Source organism: Streptomyces sp. NPDC017979 (genome assembly GCF_044328175.1).
Lineage (GTDB): Bacteria > Actinomycetota > Actinomycetes > Streptomycetales > Streptomycetaceae > Streptomyces.
In genome coordinates this window covers 125,061-145,376 of record NZ_JBIRGU010000013.1, presented here as the reverse complement: position 1 = coordinate 145,376, position 20,316 = coordinate 125,061, and the positions used below count along the sequence as shown (strand labels likewise).

General features: G+C 73.3%; 16 protein-coding genes. 6 read left to right on the top strand and 10 right to left on the bottom strand.

Annotated features, from left to right (window positions below):
- Positions 1–95: 95 nt before the first annotated feature.
- From ACH4E8_RS28225 to ACH4E8_RS28205, 5 genes are all read left to right on the top strand, one after another.
- A complete protein-coding gene (locus ACH4E8_RS28225; RefSeq protein ID WP_398453315.1) occupies positions 96–1,217 on the top strand; it encodes an AAA family ATPase in 1,122 nt (373 codons plus the stop codon).
- Positions 1,214–4,105 carry a hypothetical protein gene (locus ACH4E8_RS28220; RefSeq protein ID WP_398453312.1) on the top strand — a complete coding sequence of 964 codons (2,892 nt, stop codon included), beginning with the start codon at positions 1,214–1,216 and terminating at the stop codon, positions 4,103–4,105. The genes ACH4E8_RS28225 and ACH4E8_RS28220 overlap by 4 nt, the downstream gene beginning before the upstream one ends.
- Positions 4,106–4,217: 112 nt before the next feature.
- Entirely contained in the window at positions 4,218–4,802 is a 585-nt protein-coding gene (locus tag ACH4E8_RS28215) for a tellurite resistance TerB family protein (RefSeq protein WP_398453309.1), read from the top strand.
- A gap of 223 nt (positions 4,803–5,025) precedes the next feature.
- Positions 5,026–5,235: an MbtH family protein gene (locus tag ACH4E8_RS28210; protein ID WP_398453306.1), complete on the top strand. Its 210-nt coding sequence runs from the start codon at positions 5,026–5,028 to the stop codon at positions 5,233–5,235.
- A gap of 533 nt (positions 5,236–5,768) precedes the next feature.
- Positions 5,769–7,466 (top strand): hydrogenase maturation protein, encoded by a 1,698-nt coding sequence (locus tag ACH4E8_RS28205; protein ID WP_398453303.1) that lies wholly within the window; start codon positions 5,769–5,771, stop codon positions 7,464–7,466.
- Here ACH4E8_RS28205 and ACH4E8_RS28200 read toward each other — a convergent pair.
- Positions 7,463–8,863 (bottom strand): sensor histidine kinase, encoded by a 1,401-nt coding sequence (locus ACH4E8_RS28200; protein WP_398453301.1) that lies wholly within the window; start codon positions 8,861–8,863, stop codon positions 7,463–7,465. The genes ACH4E8_RS28205 and ACH4E8_RS28200 overlap by 4 nt on opposite strands.
- 9 nt (positions 8,864–8,872) lie before the next feature.
- Positions 8,873–9,577: a response regulator transcription factor gene (locus ACH4E8_RS28195; protein ID WP_398453298.1), complete on the bottom strand. Its 705-nt coding sequence runs from the start codon at positions 9,575–9,577 to the stop codon at positions 8,873–8,875.
- 195 nt (positions 9,578–9,772) lie between these two features.
- Between ACH4E8_RS28195 and ACH4E8_RS28190 the strand changes: the two genes are divergently transcribed.
- Positions 9,773–10,216, top strand: a complete 444-nt coding sequence (locus tag ACH4E8_RS28190; protein WP_398453295.1) for an SRPBCC family protein — start codon at positions 9,773–9,775, stop codon at positions 10,214–10,216.
- An 8-nt stretch (positions 10,217–10,224) separates the two neighbouring features.
- Here the strand turns inward: ACH4E8_RS28190 and ACH4E8_RS28185 are convergent, their stop codons facing one another.
- The 8 genes from ACH4E8_RS28185 to ACH4E8_RS28150 all read right to left on the bottom strand — a co-directional run bounded on the left by ACH4E8_RS28185 (position 10,225) and on the right by ACH4E8_RS28150 (position 19,762).
- Positions 10,225–11,448 (bottom strand): nitric oxide synthase oxygenase, encoded by a 1,224-nt coding sequence (locus tag ACH4E8_RS28185; RefSeq protein ID WP_398453292.1) that lies wholly within the window; start codon positions 11,446–11,448, stop codon positions 10,225–10,227.
- 67 nt (positions 11,449–11,515) lie between these two features.
- On the bottom strand, positions 11,516–12,211 hold the full coding sequence (locus ACH4E8_RS28180) for a sterol desaturase family protein (protein WP_398453289.1): 696 nt from the start codon (positions 12,209–12,211) through the stop codon (positions 11,516–11,518).
- Positions 12,208–13,050, bottom strand: a complete 843-nt coding sequence (locus ACH4E8_RS28175) for an SDR family NAD(P)-dependent oxidoreductase (protein ID WP_398453287.1) — start codon at positions 13,048–13,050, stop codon at positions 12,208–12,210. The genes ACH4E8_RS28180 and ACH4E8_RS28175 overlap by 4 nt, the downstream gene beginning before the upstream one ends.
- Before the next feature lie 117 nt (positions 13,051–13,167).
- Complete coding sequence (locus ACH4E8_RS28170; RefSeq protein WP_398453284.1) at positions 13,168–13,650, bottom strand: type II toxin-antitoxin system RatA family toxin; 483 nt, start codon at positions 13,648–13,650, stop codon at positions 13,168–13,170.
- A gap of 1 nt (position 13,651) precedes the next feature.
- Positions 13,652–14,941 carry an aspartate aminotransferase family protein gene (locus ACH4E8_RS28165; protein ID WP_398453282.1) on the bottom strand — a complete coding sequence of 430 codons (1,290 nt, stop codon included), beginning with the start codon at positions 14,939–14,941 and terminating at the stop codon, positions 13,652–13,654.
- Complete coding sequence (locus tag ACH4E8_RS28160) at positions 14,938–15,987, bottom strand: SDR family oxidoreductase (protein ID WP_398453279.1); 1,050 nt, start codon at positions 15,985–15,987, stop codon at positions 14,938–14,940. Before ACH4E8_RS28160 ends, ACH4E8_RS28165 begins: the two co-directional genes overlap by 4 nt.
- A gap of 41 nt (positions 15,988–16,028) precedes the next feature.
- A complete protein-coding gene (locus tag ACH4E8_RS28155; RefSeq protein ID WP_398453276.1) occupies positions 16,029–17,156 on the bottom strand; it encodes an acyl-CoA dehydrogenase in 1,128 nt (375 codons plus the stop codon).
- 326 nt (positions 17,157–17,482) lie between these two features.
- Positions 17,483–19,762, bottom strand: coding sequence for an MMPL family transporter (locus ACH4E8_RS28150; RefSeq protein WP_398453273.1), 2,280 nt, complete (start codon positions 19,760–19,762; stop codon positions 17,483–17,485).
- Positions 19,763–20,316 lie beyond the last annotated feature (554 nt).

Below are 20,316 nucleotides of genomic sequence, written 5' to 3'. Positions count from 1 at the left end.
GCTCCCGTCAGCCGGGCCCCGGCGACGCATCGACGTCCTCCCACCGGTTCCTGTTGCCCTCCTTCGACTTCCTCCCTCCATGAAAGGCATTCGCCATGACCGACCTGCTGCGCGCCCCCGCCGAGCTCAAGTACGCCGAGGAACTCGACTGGCTGGAGTCCATCGACGACGGCCCCAAGCCCTTCTCCTGGCGCCTGTCCCCGAAGATGGTCCGGCTGTTCGTGCTGGGCTCCGCCCGCTCCGACGGCCTGGACCGGCAGGTCGCCCAGAAGTGGTTCGGCGACCCCAGCTTCGTCGAACGCTCCATCGTCACCCTCGCCTCCGACCGCGGCCTGCTGCTCATCGGCGACCCCGGAACCGGCAAGAGCTGGCTGGCCGAGCTGCTGTCCGCGGCCATCTGCCGCAACTCCACCATGGTCGTCCAGGGCACCGCGGGCACCACCGAGGACCACATCAAGTACTCGTGGAACGTCTCCATGGTCATCGCCAAGGGCCAGTCGCGGGAGTCCATGATCCCCTCGCCGATCATGACCGCGATGGAGACCGGCGCCATCGGCCGCTTCGAGGAGCTGACCCGCTCCACCAGCGACGTCCAGGACGCCCTGATCTCGATCCTCTCCGAGAAGTACGTCTCCGTCCCCGAACTGGACAGCGACGACAGCGACAACATCGTCTTCGCCAAGCCCGGCTTCTCCATCATCGCCACCGCCAACAGCCGCGACCGCGGCGTCAACGACCTGTCGTCCGCGCTCAAGCGCCGCTTCAACTTCGTCCGCATACCCGTCGTGACGAACAAGAAGAGCGAGGCGGAGATCGTCCGCTTCCGCACCGAGGAACTTCTGCGCCGTCACCAGATCGAACTGGAGGTGCCGCCGACGCTGCTCGACGTCCTGCTCCAGAGCTTCGCCGACTTGCGCGCATCCGCCGCCGCGGCCGGCAGCGAGGACGAGAAGCTGGAGTCCGCCCTGTCCACGGCCGAACAGATCGGCGTCCTGGAGGACGCCGTACTGCACAGCAACTTCTTCGGCGAGCGAGCCCTGTCGGCCCGGACCCTGGCCTCCTCGCTCGTCGGATCGCTGGCCCGGCGCGAGCCCGAGGGCCTGGCGATCCTCAACAAGTACCTGCACGGCGTGGTCGAGCCGCGCAGCAAGCAGGAGGGCGGGTCCTGGACGGAGTTCCTGGACGGCGGCCGCGACGCGATCGCCACCCTGTCATGAGCGCCGCCGTCACGGGCGGTGCGCCCGGCACCGCGGGCCGGCGACTCGAAGGCGCCTCCGCAGCAGCCTCCGAAGGGACCTTCGAGGCGCTGCGCGCCCAACTCCAGGACGCCGCCGACACCTTCGCCGATGGCCCCGACGCCCTGGAAGGCATCCTGCTCGGCATCGTCGACGACGTGGACCGAGCGGTGCGCGAACCCCTGGAGGTCTTCCCCGTCTGCCACCACTCGCCCGCCTCCGCCATCGCCATGGCGCGCCGGCTGCGCGAGAAGCAGCCCAAGGTGGTCTATCTGGAGCTGTGCGAGGACATGGCACCGCTCCTGACCGAACTGCGCAACTGCAAGCTGCCGGTGGCCGTCCAGGCGTTCGCGACCGAGATCGACGGCTTCCCCGCCGACTGGTCCCCCCTGTCGGTGGTCGCCCCCCTCACGGAGGCGTCCGCCGAGTACCAGGCCATCGCCTACGCCCTGGACACCCCCGGCGTGGAACTGGTCCTCGTCGACCGCTCGTCCGACCACGTGTTCCAGTGGGACGAGCGCCACGCCCGGGACGGCGGCGACCCCGAAGCGCCGCCCGCCGACCAGGACGCGGCGCTGCACGGCGACGCCGTCGGCGTCGAGATCGGCGACCTGCGCCCCCGCTTCGCCGAACTGGAAGAACACCTGCTGCGCCACGGCAGGGTGCGGCACTGGTCCGAGTGGTGGCACCAGTACGTCGAACTGCCGCTCGGCGACAGCGACCACGACACCTACCGCCAGGTGATGCTGCTGATCGGCAGCCTCTTCCGCCGGCTGGCCCCCGGCGACCCGCGGCGGGTGCGGATCGACGAGGACCGCGAGCGGTACATGTGGACCAGGATGCGCCAGCACCTGGCGGCCACCGGGACGGACCCCGAGGACTGCCTCTACGTGTGCGGCGCCTTCCACGCGGCCAGCCGCGTCGCCGAGTTCGGCGTGCACGGCAGCGACACCTTCGAGATCGCCCCCCGCACCGCCACCCGCTGGCAGCACGGACTCATCCCCTCCAGCCACGCCGCCATCGAGGCGCAGTTCGGCCTGGCCGCCGGCTCCGTCTCGATCGCCGCGACGGTCTTCACGAAGAACGTCAAGCGCACCCGGGTGCAGCCCTACCGGCTGACGGGGCAAGCCGGCACCAAGAAGACCGGCACCACCAAGGCCACCGCCGCCCCGGCCGCACCCGCCGTCGAGCCGCCGCCCGCGGACAAGCTCACCGGCTTCCTCCAACGCCCGCCCGCCCTCGACCGACTGGACGAAGCCGAACTGCTCGGCTGGTCCGTGGAGATCGTGCGCGCCGCCCGGCGCAACGGCTACCTCGCCTCCACCGCCGACGCCATCGCCGTCTTCGAGACCTCGATCCTGCTCGCCGGGATGCGCGACCGGGCCAAGCCCACGCCGTACGACTTCCAGGACGCGGCGGTCACCTGCATCGAGAAGGACACCGTGCCCGGCCGGCGCGACGTGCGTCGGCTCGTCGAGATCATGATGGGCGGCGACCGGGTCGGCCGGGTCGGCTACGACGCCCTGCCGCCCCTCGCCCGCGACGTCCACGACCGGCTCGCACCGCTCGGCCTCAAGCTCGAACAGCGCGGGGTCAAGCGCGCCCTGCTGGACATCGCAGGCCGGCCCGAGCTGGAACGCTGCTCCGACGTGCTGTGGATGCTGCGGCAACTGATGCCCACGGGCGCCGCCCGCCCGATCATGGGCGAGCGCACCCTGGGCGAGCGCTCCATCCAGGAGTCCTGGGACCTCGCCCTCGGCACGCACCAGCGGGCCCTGATCGAGCTGGGGTACGAGGGCGTCAGCATCGAACAGGTGCTGGAGCAGCGGTTGCGCCGCACGGCGTACGACGCGAAGGCCACCGCGGCCACCGTGCTCGCCACCGTCGAGGACGCCACGCGCTACCTGCGCAGCCGCCGCCTCGCCGACGAACTCGGCAACCGCGCGCTCGACGTGCTCTCCGCCGAGCGCACCGTGGACGGCGCGCCCGAGGTGCTGCGCAGGGTGCGCCGGCTGCTGGCGCACTACCGCACCAGCGAACCGACGCTGCCGCCGTGGATCGAGTCCTTCGCCACCACCGGCTACGCCCACTACTGCACCCTGCTGCCGACCGCGTTCACCGACGAGGACGCCGGCGCCCGGCACGTGGCCGCCATGCTCGGATTCCTGTTCAGCATGGAGGGCCTGGCGCTCTCCCTCGGCTGCGACCGGACCCAACTGGAGCTGGCGGTGGCCCAGTCGCACCCCCGGGACCCGTCGAAGACGGCCCTGCTGTGGGCCGCCCGGTGCCACCTCGGCGGGATGACCCGCGCGGAGCTGCGCGAGCGCTGCGACGAACTGCTCGGCAACCCCCTGACGGTGCCGGCCTACCCCCGCTACCTCAGCGGTTTCGTGCACGCCCTGGAGCCCGTGCCCGCGCTCGCCGACTTCGTCGTGGAAGCGGTGTCGAACGCCTTCGGACGGCTCCCCGACCCGGTGCTGCTCCCGTGGCTGCCGACCCTGATCACCTCCCTGCGGGCGGACGGTGCGGAGCTGGCGCCGCTGCTGATCCGCGAGGCCGGCCGGGTCTTCCCGGGCCGACTCGCGGCGCTGGACGCCTGGGTGCCGCCCTGGCGGCAGCAGGTGCAGCCCGCAGCGGGACCGACGGCCGGCGCGGCGGCGAAGGGCGCCGGTGACGCGGGCGGCGCAGGCGCCGCACTGCTCGCCGCGCACCCCGCCACCTGCGACGCGGTGGCGGACCTGCTCGGCTGGGACGGCACGTGGCGGACCGCGGCCGACGGGGCCGCGGCGACGGTACCGGGCCGGGGCGCACTGCTGCTCGACCGGCACCCGGCGACCGCCGAGGCACTGGAGGCGCTGCTGACCGGATGACGGCCGAGAGATGGGGGGCGGAACTTTTGCGGCCCGCCCGCACGTTGACCCAGGGAGCGGGCGACCGAAGCGCGCCCGATGACGAACGACGGACAAAGCCGAGGTGGCACGCGTGGGCATGTTTGATCGGATCAAGGACCAGGCCAAGGCGTCCTTGCAGCAGGCCCAGGGAGCCCGCTCTTCTTCCGCTGCTCCCGGTGCCCATGGCGCGCCCGGAGCGACCGGTGCGCCCGGTGCGTCGCGGAGTAGCGGCGGCTCGAAGGCCCAGCTCGTGGGCGTGCTGAAGAGCCAGCTCAGCTCGCTCAAGACGGAGCTGAAGAGCGGTGCCTTCCGGGACGCCAGCATGGCCGTGTGCGCCCTGGTGGCCGCGGCCGACGGTTATGTGGACCCGAGCGAGCGGCAGCAGCTCGAATCGCTGATCCTCTCCAACGACGTCCTGCAGAACTTCCCGCCGGACCAGCTCCGCACCCGGTTCAACAAGCACGTGGACCTGCTCGCGGCCGACTTCGCCCGCGGCAAGGCGGAGGCGATGCAGGAAGTCGCCAAGGCGGCCAAGAAGCCCGCCGAGGCCCGCGCCGTGGTCCAGACCGGCATCGTGGTGGCCGGCGCCGACGGCTACATCGCGCCCGCCGAGGACCAGGTCCTGCGCGAGGTCTGCGCCGCGCTCGGGCTCTCCCCGACGGAGTTCGGCTTCTGACCCCCGGGGCGGGCCCGCCGATCACACGCGGGCCCGCCCGGCAGCGCTCCACTCGGCATATCACCAGATGTTCAGGGGTACGGTCCGGTGGGCCCGGCTGAGACCGGTAGCGTCGGCACCGAAGGTGCGGGACGTGCCGCGCACCAGCCGACCCGTTGGCAACACCCGTGTCCATGTGTTCGACGAGGGTGCAGGTTGCGCCCGTACGAGAAGGAGCTTGCCGATGACCAATCCCTTCGACGACCCGAACGGGACCTTCTACGTCCTGGTGAACGACGAGGGTCAGCACTCCCTCTGGCCGTCGTTCGCGGACGTGCCCGCCGGCTGGACCGTCAAGCACGGCGAGGCGGACCGCCAGTCCTGCCTGGACTACGTCGAGGCGAACTGGACCGACATGCGGCCCAAGAGCCTGATAGACGCCATGGGCGGCTAGGTCCTTGACGGCAGGCGCGGCGCGGCGAACACCGCACCGCGCCTGCCGCCGGGCTCCCTTGTGCCTGTGGACGGAGCCGCCGTTGCCCTGCGGGAGCGTTGGCCTCTGCGGGTGCATCGTGGTTGTCCGTGCAGTATCCCCGCGCCCCGAGAAGCTCCGCTCTCAGCCCGCGAACAAGTGACTCGGCAGCGAGACGGGTGGTGCTGGAGGTCCCCCACACCCGCAGGTAACAGGGCTTGGAACTGCGCCTACAGCCCACCACCGGCCGCAGGGACCAACGCTCCCGCAGGGCAACGGCGGGTCCGTCCAGAGCCACAGGAGGGCACGTCCTACGCTCACGCCGGAGCCAAGGGCGGTGCGCCCGCGTCCGGGCGATCGACCGGTGGAGGTACGGGCACCCACCGTTCGGGCGGCGATCGGGTGGATCGGCCGTTGAAGGTCGGCCGCCGGTGTGGCGTAGAGCGCCCTCGGAGCGCCGCGCCGGGCACCATCGCCTGGTCGATGACGGTACGGGCGACGTTCTGGTGGTCGTGATGCGGATCTTGCTGGTGGCGAGCGCGTTCAACAGTCTGACCCAACGGGTCTACGCGGAGCTGAAGGACCGCGGCCACGGAGTCCGCCTGCACGTCGCCGCCGGCGACGACCCCCTGCGCGAGGCGGTACTTCGCCACCGCCCCGATCTGATCCTCGCGCCCATGCTCAAGGCCGCGCTGCCCGAGGACGTGTGGTCCGCGCACACCTGTCTGATCGTCCACCCCGGGCCCGCCGGCGACCGCGGCCCCTCGTCCCTGGACTGGGCGATCCACGAGGGCGCCGTCGACTGGGGCGTCACCGTCCTCCAGGCCGACGCCGTGATGGACGCCGGCGCCGTGTGGGCGACCGCGCCGTGTTCGCTGCCGCCCGTCGGCAAGAGCGACCTCTACCGCAACGAAGTCGCCGACGCCGCCCTGGACGCCGTGCACCTCGCCGTGCGCCGCTTCGCGTCCGGCCGCTACGTGCCCCAGCCCCAGCACGGCCCGGAGTGGAAGGCCCCCGAGCACACCCGCCCCTACCTGCGGCAGGACGCACGGCGCATCGACTGGTCGCGCGATCCCAGCGATCGGATCCTGCGGACGCTGCGCGCCGCGGACTCCCAGCCGGGCGTCCGCGACGAACTCCTCGGCGCGCAGTGGTACCTGCACGGCGGCCACCCGGAGGACACCCTGCGCGGGGAGCCGGGAGAACTGCTCGCCACCCGCGCCGGCGCGATCTGCCGGGCCACCGTCGACGGCGCGGTCTGGATCCCCGAACTGCGCCGCCGCAGCCACGACGGCCGACGCGCCGTCAAACTGCCCGCCACCCTCGCGCTCGGCGCCGACCTGCCGGCGCTGCCCGAGGTCCCGGCACCGCTCAGCCCGCCCGCGGACCGGCGCACCTACGCACAGGTCGGCTACCGCGAGCACGGTCCCGTCGGCCATCTGCGCTTCTCCTTCCCCGGCGGCGCGCTGAGCACCGAGCACTGCCGGCGCCTGCTGGCCGCCTACCGCCACGCGCTGCAACGCCCCACCGACGTCGTCGTCATCGGCGGCGAACGGGACTTCTTCTCCAACGGCATCCATCTGAACGTCATCGAAGCGGCGCCCGACCCGGCCGCCGAGTCCTGGGCGAACATCCACGCCATGGACGACCTCGTGGCGGAGGTGCTGACCACGACGGACCGCCTGGTGGTGTCCGCGCTCGCCGGCAACGCGGCCGCTGGCGGGGTGATGCTGGCCCTCGCGGCGGACGAGGTGTGGTGTCGCCGGGGCGCGGTGCTCAACCCCCACTACCGGCTGATGGGCCTGTACGGCTCCGAGTACTGGACGTACAGCCTGCCACGTCGGGTCGGGCCCGTCGCCGCGGAACACCTCACGCGGCGCGCGCTCCCGGTCAGCGCGTCGGCCGCCCAGCGGATCGGCCTGGTGGACCGGGTGGTCGACGCCGCCCCCGGCGAGTTCGGTGCCGGCGTCGCGGAGTTGGCGCAGCGCCTCGCCCGTTCGCCGGGGCTGCGGGAGCGCATCGCGCGCAAGAAGGAAGCCCGCGACCGGGACGAGGCGCACAAGCCGCTCCACGTCCACCGCGCCGAAGAGCTGGCCGTGATGCACCGGAACTTCTTCGACCCCGCGGAGCCCTACCACCGGCTGCGGTCGGCCTTCGTCCACAAGGAGCCCGCCCCCGACGCGCTCGCCCACCTCGCGGACGACCGCCCCTAAGACGCCCGGGCCGAGCGGGGCGGGACGTACGGCATGCCGGCCGGTACGGTCACCTCCGCGACCAGCCCGTGCGGCTGCGCCGCCGACAGTCGCAGCTCCCCGCCGCCGCCTTCCAGCAGCGCCCGGGCGATGGCCAACCCGAGCCCGGACCCGGTGCGCCCGGCGGGCTGTTCGCCGCGCCAGAAGCGGTCCGTGGACCGGCGCATGTCCTCCCGGCTCATCCCGGGCCCCTCGTCCCGTACGGACACCCGGATCCGTTCGCCGTCCGCCCGGATGTGCACCGTGACGGTGCCGCCCGGCGGCGAGAAGCCGAGGGCGTTGTCGAGGAGGACGTCGAGGACCTGGTCCAACACCCCGGGCTGACAAGAGGCGACGGCCTGCTCCCCGGCGACGACCAGGGCGATGTCGTCGGCCGCGGCCTGCGCGCCCCACGCCTGGGCGCGCGCCCGCGCCACGGACCGGACCTCCACGGGCACCGCACCGTGGTCGGGTTCGGCGGCCCGGGCGAGCGCCAACAACTCGTCGAGGATGCGGCCCAGCCGGTCCGCCTCCGCGACCACGCCCGCCACGGCCCCGGAGCCGTCGTCGCGCACCGCCGCCTCCAGCACGTCGATCCGCAGCCGCAGCGCCGTGAGCGGATTGCGGAGCTGGTGGGAGGCGTCGGCGACGAAGCGGCGCTGCGCCTCAAGGAGGGCGACCAGCCGGTCCGTCATGGCGTTCACGGCGACGGCCAGTTCGCGCACCTCGGCCGGGCCCCGGTCCACGGGCGCCCGGGTGCCGTACCGGCCCTGCGCGATGGCGCCGACCGCGCGGTGCAGTTGCCGTACGGGCCGCAGGCTCCACCGGGAGAGCGGGACCGCGACCAGCGCGGTGGCGAACAGCCCCAGTGCGGCGACTCCCAGCAGCAGCGCCCCTTGCCCGAGCGCCTGCGAGCGCAGCGAGGTGGTGGGGGAGACGGTGGCGACGGCCGCGACGGCCTCCCCGTGTTCCAGCACGGGCGCGGCGACGAACAGGGGCTCGGCGGACGTGTTGACGGGGTAGTCCAGCGGGAGGTTCACCTCCCCGTCCAGGGCGCGGCGCAGGGTGCGCTGCCAGGCGCGGCGGTCCACGTCCGCCCCGGGTCGGGTGGTGAAGACGACCTCGCCCCGGCCGTCGACCAGGAGCACCGCGGCGTCGTGCCCGCGGGCGTACGCCGCCGCCTGCTCCATCCAGATCGGGTCGGCGGCCGGGTCACCGGTGCGGGCGGCGGCGGTGGCGAGCCTGCCGGTCTCGTTGACCTGGGCGTTCGCCAGATGGTGGTAGTCGTTCATGGCCAGGCTGAAGGCGAGCGGCACTCCGAGGCCCAGCAGCAGCATGGTCGTCAGCGACAGATAGGTGATCAGGAGGCGACGGCGCACGGGCGGTTCTCAGGGCCGGCCCGCTGAGCCCAGGCGGAAGCCCACGCCGCGCTGGGTCTCGATCCAGTCGTACGAGCCGAGCTTGCTGCGGAGGCTGCCCACGTGGACGTCGAGGGTGCGGGTGGAGCCGTACCAGTTCTCGTCCCACACCCGGGCGATGATGTCCTCCCGGGTGTGCAGGGACTCGGGGTCCTCCACGAGCATCGCCAGCAGGTCGAACTCCTTGCGGGTGAGGGATAAGCGGCGGCCCTGCAAGGTGGCGGAGCGGCTGCGCAGGTCCAGTTCGAGGCCGTCGGCGGTGAGCACCTCGCGCGCCCGGCCGTGGCACTTCGGGTCGTGGCCGTCGCCTGCGACGCCGCAGCGGCAGGACCGCCGCGACACCGCTTCGATGCGGGCGTTGAGTTCGTGGAGGCTGTACGGCTTGACGACGTAGTCGTCCGCGCCGGCGTGCAGCCCCATGACCCGGTCGATCTCCTCGGAGCGCGCGGTGAGCGCGATGACGGGCACGGTCGACAGGTCCCGGATGCGCTTGCACACCTCGATGCCGTCGAGGTCGGGCAGACCGAGGTCGAGGAGGACGAAGTCGCAGCCGTCGAGCTGCTGCAGCGCGTCCTGCCCGGTGCCGGCGGTGACGACCCGGTGGCCGTGCATCCCCAGGGCGCTGCGCAGGGCGTCGGCCACGCACTCGTCGTCCTCGACCACCAGGATGATCATCGTTCCCCCGTGCAGAGCGCCGCCCACGGCGACGGCGTCCCCTCGCCGTCACCGCCCCCATCATCTACTAAGCTCCTTAGCTTTGGGAAGGGTGGACATTTGCCTTTCCGTTGAACCGGACCTGTGCATCGGCTGCCCATCGCCGCCCTACCGTCGAAGGCGAACGCACGCACCGGGAGGCCGGGAGGCGCCGCCATGACCGAGCCGACCGCGGTGGGGAGCATCCAGGTGTCCGCCCGCCCCCGGACCGTGTACGGGCTGATCAGCGACCCGGCCGGCCGCGGCCGGCCGCTGGCCGTGGGGGAGCGGTTTCGCGCCGTGCGCCGGACCGGACCGTACGTCCGGCGCAGGACGGCCACGGTCACCCGGGCCGTGGCGGACCGCTGCTTCGCCTACCGCGTCAGCGCGCTGGGCCGCCCCGTCGCCACCTGGCGGTACGACATCGTGCCCACGGCCCACGGATGTCGGGTCACCGGGAGCACCCGCGACTGGCGCGGCCCGCTGCTGCGCGCACTGGTGGGGCTCGGCGCCGGCGCCCTGGACCGCGCCGCCCGTGGCCACCGCGACGTCGAGTGGGCCCTGACAGCCCTGAAGGCGGCGGCCGAGGAGGTCGAGCGGAGCTCCGCGGGGCGCGAGTAGGGACGGGCTCAGTGGCCGTACGGGCAGCGGGAGCGGGCTTCGTCGGGGTAGAAGTTGGGGCGCTGGTCGGCCTCGTCGTAGTAGCGGTGGAAGACGGGGGTGAGGCTGCCGGACACCGGCGGGACGATCCACGACCAGTCGGCGGGCACCAGCCGACCCTGCCGCTCCTCCTTGGCGAGGTGGGCCAGGAAGCGCCGGGACTCGGTGTGGTGGTCGCTGACCCGTACACCGGCGCGCCGGAAGGAGTGCAGCACGGCGACGTTGACCTCGACGAGGGCGCGGTCGCGCCACAGGGTGGCCTCCGAGCCGGTGTCGAGGCCGAGGTGGCGGGCGATCGCGGGCAGCAGGTCGTACCGGTCGGAGTCGACGAGGTTGCGGGCACCGATCTCGGTGCCCATGTACCAGCCGTTGAACGGCGCCAGCGGATAGTCGACGCCACCGATGCGCAGCCGCATGTTGGAGATCGCCGGCACCGCGTGCCAGCGCAGGCCCAACGCGGCGAACTCCGGCCGCTCGGGGTGGGAGAGTGCCACCTCCAGGACCAGGTCCCCTGGCACGTCGAAGAGTTGCGGTTCGTGTCCGGGGGCGTCGACGACCAGCGGCAGGACGTCGAAGGGGCCGCCCGGGGCCTGCCAACCGAGGCGGCGCACCGCGTCCGTCAGGTCGAGGTGCGCCGGGTCGCCGACGGTGCGCCCGTCGTCGCCGCGGTAGCCCGCGTAGCGGATGAGCTGGTCGTTCCACAGCCGGGGCGCCGGCCGGCCGGGGCGGTCCGGCGCGAAGACGGAGATGGTGGGCCGGATGCGGCCGCCGTTGGTGGCCTGGCGCAGGTGCTCGCACAGGTGCCGGTGGATCTCCCGGGGCGTCGTGGCGTCCCGGCGGTCCAGCACGCGCAGGCTCTGCCAGTACAGCCGGCCGATGCAGCGGCTGGAGTTGCGCCAGGCGACGCGGGCGCCGAAGGCGAGTTCGTCGGCGGTGTGGGTGTAGCTGCCGGTGTCGGCGACCTCGGCCCGCACTTGGCGCATGCGTTGGCGCACGGTCAGCGGCTGGTCGGGGTGCTCGGCGTGCAGCAGGCCGAGGAAGTCCTCGGCCTCGGCGACGTCGACTCCGACCCCGACTTCGGCTCCGACTTCGGCTCCGACTTCGGCGGAGTCGGGGCCGCAGGGCGGGGCGGCGGGGGACTGTTCGATGGCGTCGGCGGTGGGGGCACGCGCCAGGAGGGCTTCGGAGTTCATCGGTGTCCTCGCGGATGGTTCTTCTCGCCCTGGGCGGTCGGCGCGTCAGGGGCGGCGCGGTCGGTCGTCAGGTCGCCCGGGCGTCGGATCGGACGTCGTCGGATCGGTTGTCCGATCGGACGTCGCCGGGTCGGCTCGGGCGGGTCGGGCGGGCGATCGAGGTGCCGAAGACCTCGTCCCAGTAGGGGGCCGAGATGCCGAACCCCCGGGTGTCGTCACGGAAGTGGTGGCGCATGTGGAGTTCGCGCAGCCGCCGCAGCAGGCGGTTTTGCGGCCGCCCCTGGTGGAGGTAGAGGTGGAACAGGTCGTAGCTGAGGTAGCCGAACGCGTAGCCGGCGCCGAACGTCAGCGGCAGACCGCCGGGCCCGGACGCCAGGTACGTGGCGCCGGCGACCATCGGCACGGACAGCACCGGGCTCAGGATGGACCTGCGGGAGTCCTGCGGATAGTCGTGGTGGACGCCGTGCAGGATCCAGTGCAGCCGGGCGCCGAACCCCCGCTCGGGCTCGAAGTGCAACACGATGCGGTGGCCCCAGTACTCCGACAGCGTCCAGGCCAGGTAGCCGGCGAGCGCCCAGCCGCCCAGCGCCCAACCTCCCGCGTCGCCCAGCGAGAGCCAGGTGCCGGCGACGACGACGGGGGCGAACAGGACCACGGCGGTGACCGGGTGGACGTGGACGAGGTGGTCCAGCACCCGGGAGCGGAACGCGGCCGGGCTGTTGCCCCGCCGGGCCGCGCCCTTGCCGGTGAGCGGGGCGCTCATCGACCGCCGCCGTCCACGGCGGGCGTCTTGAGCCGCGCCTCGTACCCGGTGCGGGCCTGGAAGTCGGTGGTGCGCAGGAGTTGGTCGGCCTTGAGGAAGCGGCCCATCGCGTCCCGCCAGGGCTGCGGCAGCAGGAACAGCGAGCGGGTGACGGGGTTGGTCCAGCCCGGGACGTACCGGTTGTAGACGGGGCGGCGCGCGGTGCGCAGCACGGCCTTCGCGATGTCGTCCGGGGTGAGCAGCGGTACGAAGCGGCCCTTGCCGACGCCCGACGTCAGCTCCGTCTGTGCGGGGATCGGCAGCACGATGGAGAGTTGCACGCCGGATCCGCGCAGCTCGGCCCGTACGCCCTCGGACAGGCCGACCACGCCGTGCTTGGCGGCCGAGTAGGTCGCGCAGCCGGGCAGGCCGATCATGCCGACGGCGGAGACCATGTTGATGATGTGGCCGCTGCCGCGGGCCCGCATCGGGCCGATCGCCGTCTTCATGCCGTTGAGGGTGCCGAGCAGATTGACCCCGAGCTGATGGGCGGAGTCCTCGGTGCTCTCGTGCTCGAAGCTGCCCACGATCATCTCGCCGGCGTTGTTGACGAAGACGTCGACGGCGCCGAGTTCGGACTCGACGTCCCGGTAGAACGCGGCGACGCTCTGCGCGTCGGTGACGTCGAGGGCGTGGGCGGTGGCGCCGACGCGGCCCGCGGCGGCCCGGGCGCGTTCGAGGTCGCGGGCGCCGACGGCGACCTTGGCGCCGGCGGCGACGAACGCCTCGGCGGTGGCCAGGCCGATGCCGCGGCTGCCGCCGGTGACGGCCACGACCTTGTTGCGCAGATCGATGGGCACGGGGGTCCTCCTAGGGGAAGCAGCCGACGGCGCGGCTGCCGGGACGGTGGGTCACGTCGGCCCGCACGGGGCCGGTCGGAAGGCGGGATGAAGGGGGAGCGGCGGTGCGGTGCCGACTCAGGTGCCCAGCGGGACGCTCGCGCCGGCCGGCGCGGGTTCGGTGACCGGGACGTGCTCCCCGAACAGCCCGTGCAGGATCCGGGTGATGGCCTCCGCGAGGGCCCGGCACGCCACCGGGTCGATGATCGCGGCCAGGCTCGGCATCCCGAGGTCGAAGGCGGCCGTGAAGCGCACCAGGACGTCCGTGCCGTCCGCGGCGACCAGCCAGGCGCCGGTGAAGGTGTCGAAGTCCCCTTCGACCTGGGCGAATTCAATGGTGAGCGCTTGTGGGTCGATCCGGTCGTGCTCGGACCAGCACAGCACCCCGTTGCGGAAGTTCACCGACCAGTGCGAGGCGACGACCCCGTGGGCGACGTCGGTGATGGTGACCTCGCGCACCGCGTCGGTGTAGCGGGGGTACGCGGCGAAGTCCGCGAGCCGGTCGAAGGCCGTACGGGGGGCGGTGCCGGGGACGCGGGCGTCCAAAGTGACCTCGGGCATCTCAGTGCACCGTCCTTCGGGTCGACGAGAGGGTGTTGATCAGGGCGGTGCGGGCGGAGGCGAAGGCGTCCGCCAGCAGTTCCACGTCGGCGTCGGTGAGGACCGCGGGCGGCGTCAGCCGCACCACCTTGTGGGCGTTGAGCGAGTGGTTGACCAGCACACCGGCCCGCAGCAGGTGCAGCACCAGTTCACCGGCGAGGCCCTCGTCGGCGAGTTCGACGCCGATCAGCAGGCCCCGGCCGCGGATCTCGACCACGGCGTCCCCCATGACGGGGGCGAACGCCTCGTCGAGCAGGTGCAGTAGCTGCCCGCCCAGGGCACGGGCGCGGTCGACGAGGTCCTCTTCGTCGATCGCCGCCACGGCCGCAGCGGCGGCGGCCATGGCCACGGGCGCCCCGGCGAAGGTCGACGTGTGCAGGAAGGGGTCGCGGTCGAAGGGCGCGTAGGCGTCCGCGGTGGCCACGGCGGCGGCGACCGGGACGACCCCGCCGGAGAGGTTCTTGCCGACCAACAGGACGTCGGGGGTGATCTCTTCGGCGTCCGCGCCCCACCAGGCACCGAGCCGGCCCAGCCCGGTCTGGATCTCGTCGAGCACGAAGAACGCGCCGTGCTCGCGGCACGCCCGCTGCACCCGCCGCAGATATCCGGCCGGCGGCAGTACGACTCCGGCCTCGCCCTGGACGGGCTCCACGACCACGCACGCGGGTGCGCCGTCGACCAGCGCCCGTTCGAGGGCGTCGGCGTCCCCGTACGGGACGTGCTCGGCGGCGAGCAGCGGTCGGAACGGATCCTGGTAGAACGGCTTCGCCGTCAGGGCCAGGGCACCGGTGGTCTTGCCGTGGTAGCCGCCCACGGCCGACACCAGCCGCCGCTTGCCGTGCGCGCGGGCCAGCTTGATCGCGGTCTCCGTCGCCTCCGCGCCGGACGTCACGAAGTGCACGTAGTCCAGCCCGGCCGGGGCCACCCGCGCCAGCGCCTCGGCGGCCCGCGCCACGACCGGCTCCAGCAGGATCCGGGTCGCCATCGGGTGGCGGCGCACCTGGTCGACGACCGCGTCCACCACCTTCGGGTGGCAGTGGCCCAGCAGGAACACTCCGTACCCGCCGCAGTCGACGTACTCCCGGCCGTCCGCGTCCCACACCCGGGACCCGGCGGACGCCACCTCCGCCGCCCCGCCGGTCAGCGCGGCGAGCCTGGCCCGCCCGCGGCTGACGTGGCGCCGGTAGCGGTCCAGTACCGCGCCGCGGCCCTGCGCGGTCCCCGGTGCGTTCGTCGGCGCCGTCGCCGTCATCGGGGCGCCACCTCCGCCGCCCGCACCAGGCCCCGTGCACGGGCGATGTGCCGTACGGACGCCCGGTACGCGGACTCGACGGCGTCGGGCGTCAGCGCGGCCACCGCGGCGGGCGTGCGGCCCAGGGTGCTCGGGAACGCGTCGGCGCCGGCGAACAGCGCCGTCATCGCGAGCAGGTCGTCGAACCTGCGGCGGGCCCGCGGATGGAGCGCGGAGATGAACACGGGGCGGATCAGCCGGTCGACCATGTCGGGTCCGACGGTCCGCGGGATCCTCATCGGCCGGCCCAGGTCGGCGGCGACCTCCTCGGTCAGCTCCAGCACCCGACGGGCGCTCGGCGCGGCGGCCCCGGCGGTGATCCACGCCTCGCCGTCGCGGCGCCCTTCGGCGATCAGCGCGGCGATGGAGCGGGCGACCACGTCCTGGGGGACGAAGTCGACGCGGGAGTCCGCGGGCACCGGCACCAGCGGCAGGAGTTCGCGCAGCAGGGCTTGCACGATGCCGTGCATGCCCTGGAAGGCCGCGATCCGGCCGGTGGACGAGTCGCCGATGACCACCGACGGACGGACGATCACCGCCGGTACGCCACTGGCGCGTACGGCCTCCTCGCCGGCGCGCTTGGAGTCCAGGTAGTCCTCGGGCCGGGCGGTCGCGTCGCCGGTCGCGGCGCGGGTACGAGTCAGCTCGCGGCGGGCCACGAAGGCCGTGGACACGTGGTGGAGGACCGCGCCGGCGTCCTCGGTGAAGCGCAGGACCTCGCGGGTGCCGGCCTCGTTCATCCGGTGCGTGGCGGCGGGCCCCGCGGCGAAGCTGGTGATCGCCGCGCAGTGCACGACGACGTCGACGCGGGCGGCGAGCCGGGCGTACGCGGCGGGGTCCAGGCCGAACCGGGCACCGGTCAGATCGCCGACGACGCTCTCGTCGGCGCCGGGGCAGGGGGTGCGGTGGACCAGGGCGATGACGTGGCAGTGCGTCAGTTCGGCAAGGAGTGCGGTGCCGACGACACCGGAGGCTCCGGTGAGCAGCACGGTCGGGGAAACGGGCACGGGTGTCACCTCGCGGTCAGGCGGGCAGGGGCAGCGGCAGGTCAGCCGACGCGCAGCGGACGACCGGCGAAGTGGTCGGTGAGCGGGGTGGCCATCCGGGCCCGGGACGGCGGGTGGAACGCCAGGGCGCGGCAGGCGGAGTTGAGGTAGGCGGCGTCGCCGCAGGAGATGAAGCTCATCCCGCCCAGGGCCTCCAGGCACCGGCCGGCGATCCGGTCGATGGCGTCCTGGGCGGCGTACCGGCACACCAGCGCATCGGCCAGCGCGTGCTCGCCGGGGTCCGCGCCCGCCGTGCGGGCCAGCCCCTCCAGCGCCAGCCAACAGGCGTGCAGCTCCGTGGTGACGTCGGCCTTCACGGCAGGCGGGAGCTTCGGAGCCGCCAGTACGCGTTCCACCAGCGCGGAGGCGGCGCCCAGATAGCTCGCGGTCATCAGGGACTCGAACCAGACGAACCCGACGGTCTGCAACCGGTCCAGGCGCCCGTCGTCGGTGACGTCGGTGCGGACGACGAGGTCGGCCGGCACCTCGACGTCGTCCAGCACGACTTCGTCGCTCTCGGCGCCGGCGAGGACCGGGCTGTGCCAGAACGGCCGCACCGACACCCCGATCGCGTCCTTCGGCACCAGAGCCACTGCGAGCCGGGTGCCGCCGGCCGGCTCCGGCAGGGCGACGGAGGCGGTCAGCAGGTCCATCGAACGGGACAGGCTGCACGGCTTCTTCGACCCGCTCAGCCGGATCTTGTCGCCTTCCACGCGGGCGGTGAGCGTCGGGCTCAAGATCCCCTGACCGGTGCGGCCCTCGGCGAAGCCCGACGCCAGCAGCAGGCCGTCGTTCGCGATGGCCGTCAGCAACAGCCACTCCATGCCGTCGCCGGCCGCGGCCGCCTCCACCAGGGAGGCGACGGAGAAGTGGTGCATGGTCGTGGCGACCGCGAGCGAAGGCGAGCGGGTGGCGACGGCCCGTTGGATCCGTACCGCGGTCAGCAGGTCGGCGCCCTTGCCGCCGTGCTCGACGGGGACGAGGAGCCCGGAGCCCCCGGCAGTACGGAAGGCCGCGACGCCCGGGCCCGCGGGCTGTTCGAGCTCGCTCAGCGGGACGGCGGCGAGGGCCGCGTCCAGACCCGGCAGGAGTTCTTCGAGAAGTTCACGTTCACGTTGCAGGTACTGCATGCCCGCGGGCACCCCCGTGCGGTAGTGCGTCAAACGATCGGGTTCGACCGCCCCGCGCCCCCTTGCGCGGGATTGACCAACGACCACCACGCTAGGAACCGCACATGCAGCGGCCCGGCAGATCCGTGTCAATGGAAGGTAAGGCGTTCTCCAGGTTCTCCGGGCCGCACCTTGAGCACGTCTGCACCTGCGCTGCCGATCCCCGCCCCCGGACCCGCCCGCCCCGTACCAGCACGACCGACGCCCCTGCGGCGGCCGCGGAACGCGGGCCGGGGCAGGGGCGTCGGTGGGGCGCGGGCTCCGCCGGAGCGGGGCCGGGTCCGACGTCAGTCGGAAAGGCCGATCCGTTGGTGCAGCCGGGCCAGCGGAGCAGGCGCCCACCAGTTCGCCCGGCCCGCCAGCCGCATGAACGCCGGCACCAGCACGCCCCGCACCAAGGTCGCATCCACGATCACGGCCAGCGCCAGCCCCACCCCCAGCAGCTTCAACGGCGTCAGCCCGGACGTCGCGAACGCCAACAGGACCGCCGCCACCAGCGCCGCGGCAGCGGTGATCAGACGCCCGGTGCGCTCCAACCCCCGGGCGACGGAGGCCGTGTTGTCGCCGCTGCGGGCGTACTCCTCCTTGATGCGGGAGAGCATGAACACCTCGTAGTCCATGGACAGTCCGAACGCCACGCAGAACAGCAGCACCGGAGTGTCGATGTCGATCATCCCGGTGACCACGAAGTCCCCCACCAGCCAGCGCAGATTGCCGTCCTGGAACACGAACACCATCGCCCCGAAGGTGGCGGTGAGACTGAGCATGTTGAGCACCACCGCCTTGACGGGGATCAGCAGGCTCCCGGTGAACAGGAACAGCAGGACGAGCGTGGAGGCGGCGATGATGCCCAGCGCCCAGGGCAGCTTCTCGCCCAGCGTCGCCTTGGAGTCCACCAGCAGTGCGGCCTGCCCGCCGACGAGTGCGTCCGCCGGCGCCGGCACTCCGCGCACCGCACCGACCAGGTCCATGCCCTGCTGGGAGTACGGCTCGGTGTCCGAGACCACCGCCAGCCAGGTGCCGGCGTCGGAGCCGAAGCGGGCGGACGCCGCGTTCGGCGGCTCGACCTGACGGCCCTGCGCGTAGAAGCCGGTGGCCGCGTCGACCCGGGTGACCCCCGGCAGCCGCGACAATTCCTCGGCGTACGCGGCCACGTCGCCGGAGCGCGCCGACGCGTCCACCTCCGGCAGCACCACCGAGATCGGGGAGCCCTCCCGGCTGTCGAAGTCCTCCCGCAGCACCTGCGCGGCCTGGTAGGCGGGGGACGACGGCGGCAGCACCCGGTCGTCGCTGTCGGCGAACTCCACCCGCAGGAACGGCACCCCGAGCGCCAGCAGCAGCGCGACGACGGCGACGGAGAACGGCACCGGCCGCTTCATCACCGAGGTGGCGATCCGGTGCCAGAAGCCGCCGCTCGGGTCCCGCTCCGGCGCCGCCTTCCTGCGGCGCCGCAGCCGCGGCACGCTCAGCGCGTCCACCCGCCGCCCCAGCACCGCCAGCATCGCCGGCAGCACCACCACCGACCCCACGGCCGCCAGCAGCACCACCGCGATCCCGGAGTAGGCGAAGGACCGCAGGTGGTACATGGGGAAGACGAGCATCGCCGACAGCGACAGCGCCACCGTCAGCGCGGAGAACACCACGGTGCGACCTGCGGTGCGCACCGTCTCGGCTATCGCCGGCCACACCTCGCGCCCGCCCGCCAACTCCTCCCGGTAGCGCGTGACGACGAAGAGGCTGTAGTCGATCGCCAGCCCCAACCCCAGCGCCGTGGTGATGTTCACGCTGAACACCGACACCGGTACGAGCATGTCCAGCAGCCGCAGGATCACGAACGACCCGATCACCGCGATCGCGCCCACGAGCAGCGGCAGCAGGGCGGCCACCACGCTGCGGAACACCAGCAGCAGGATGAGCAGCACCACGGGCGCGGCCAGCAGTTCCGCCTTCACCAGGTCCTCGCTGCTGCGCTCCTCGATCTCCATGCGCACGGCCGTGACACCGGTGGCCGTCACGTCAAGGCCGCCGCGTTCGCCAACCGTCTGCGGCACGAGCCGCTTGGCGCTCTTGCGAACCGTGTCCTCGTCCCCTGCGAGCCGCACCAGCACCAGCGCCGAGCGACCGTCCTCGGCGCGCAACGGCTCGGCGCGCCCCAGGGACCAGTACGACGCGGCCTGGACCACGCCCCGTTCGGCCGCCAGCTCCGCGGTCAGCCGCTCGCCCTGCCGCCGCACCTCGGGCCCGTCGACGGAACCGGGCGCCTTGACGACGAAGACGAGGTGCGGCGAGCCGGCGGAGAACTCGGTGTTCAGCAGCGCGTCGGCGCGCGCCGCCTCCGAGCCGGGGGAGGTGATCCCCCCTTCCGACAGCCGGCTCTCCACGTCGGCGCCGAAGGGCACCGCGACGATCACCGCGATCAGCGCGGAGACCAGCACCAGCCGTCGGCGGCGCGCCAGCCAGCCGCCGAACCGGACCAACGGCCCGCCACGACCGGGCGGCGCGGACGAGCCGCCTTCCGGCCCCGGGGGCGGTGCGGCGACTGAATCGGGAGTGGGATGGGAGCCCACGACTCCTCCTGCGGGTTGACGCGTCCCGACAGCGGACGCAGGGGGGCAGTACGGGGCCGGGTGCGCTGGCGGCGGCCCCGGCGCGGGTCTCCTACGACGACCTGCGCTGCTCTGCCTCGTACGTGCGACGTCGGCCCCGCGTCAGCGTAGGAAGGCCGGCTTCAGGGGACTTGCAGCACAGCGTCAACGGCAGTGCAAATAGCCCCAGCGGGAGGGCTTTTGGCGTTCCGTGGTTCAGGCCCGGGGCACCGGAAGCGCTCACCCTGACCGCGGACAACGCTGCCCAGGGCGTGACCGTCACCGGGCAGGACACCAACGTCCCGCCCGCCCCCGGTCACCGGTGACGTCGGCGTCGTCGAGGTCGACGACCAGAGCGGCACCAAGTACCCCGGCGCCGTCTTCGAGGTGTGGGAGGAGACCAGCGGCGTGGTTGGCCTCCGGACCGCCGGCGCCGAGACGCGCGCGGCGAAGGCGGAAGGGGCAAGGGCGGGACGTAGCCCAGCACCACCGTGTTCCCCCGACCGGGCCGGGCCCGGACGCCCTTCCTCAGGCGT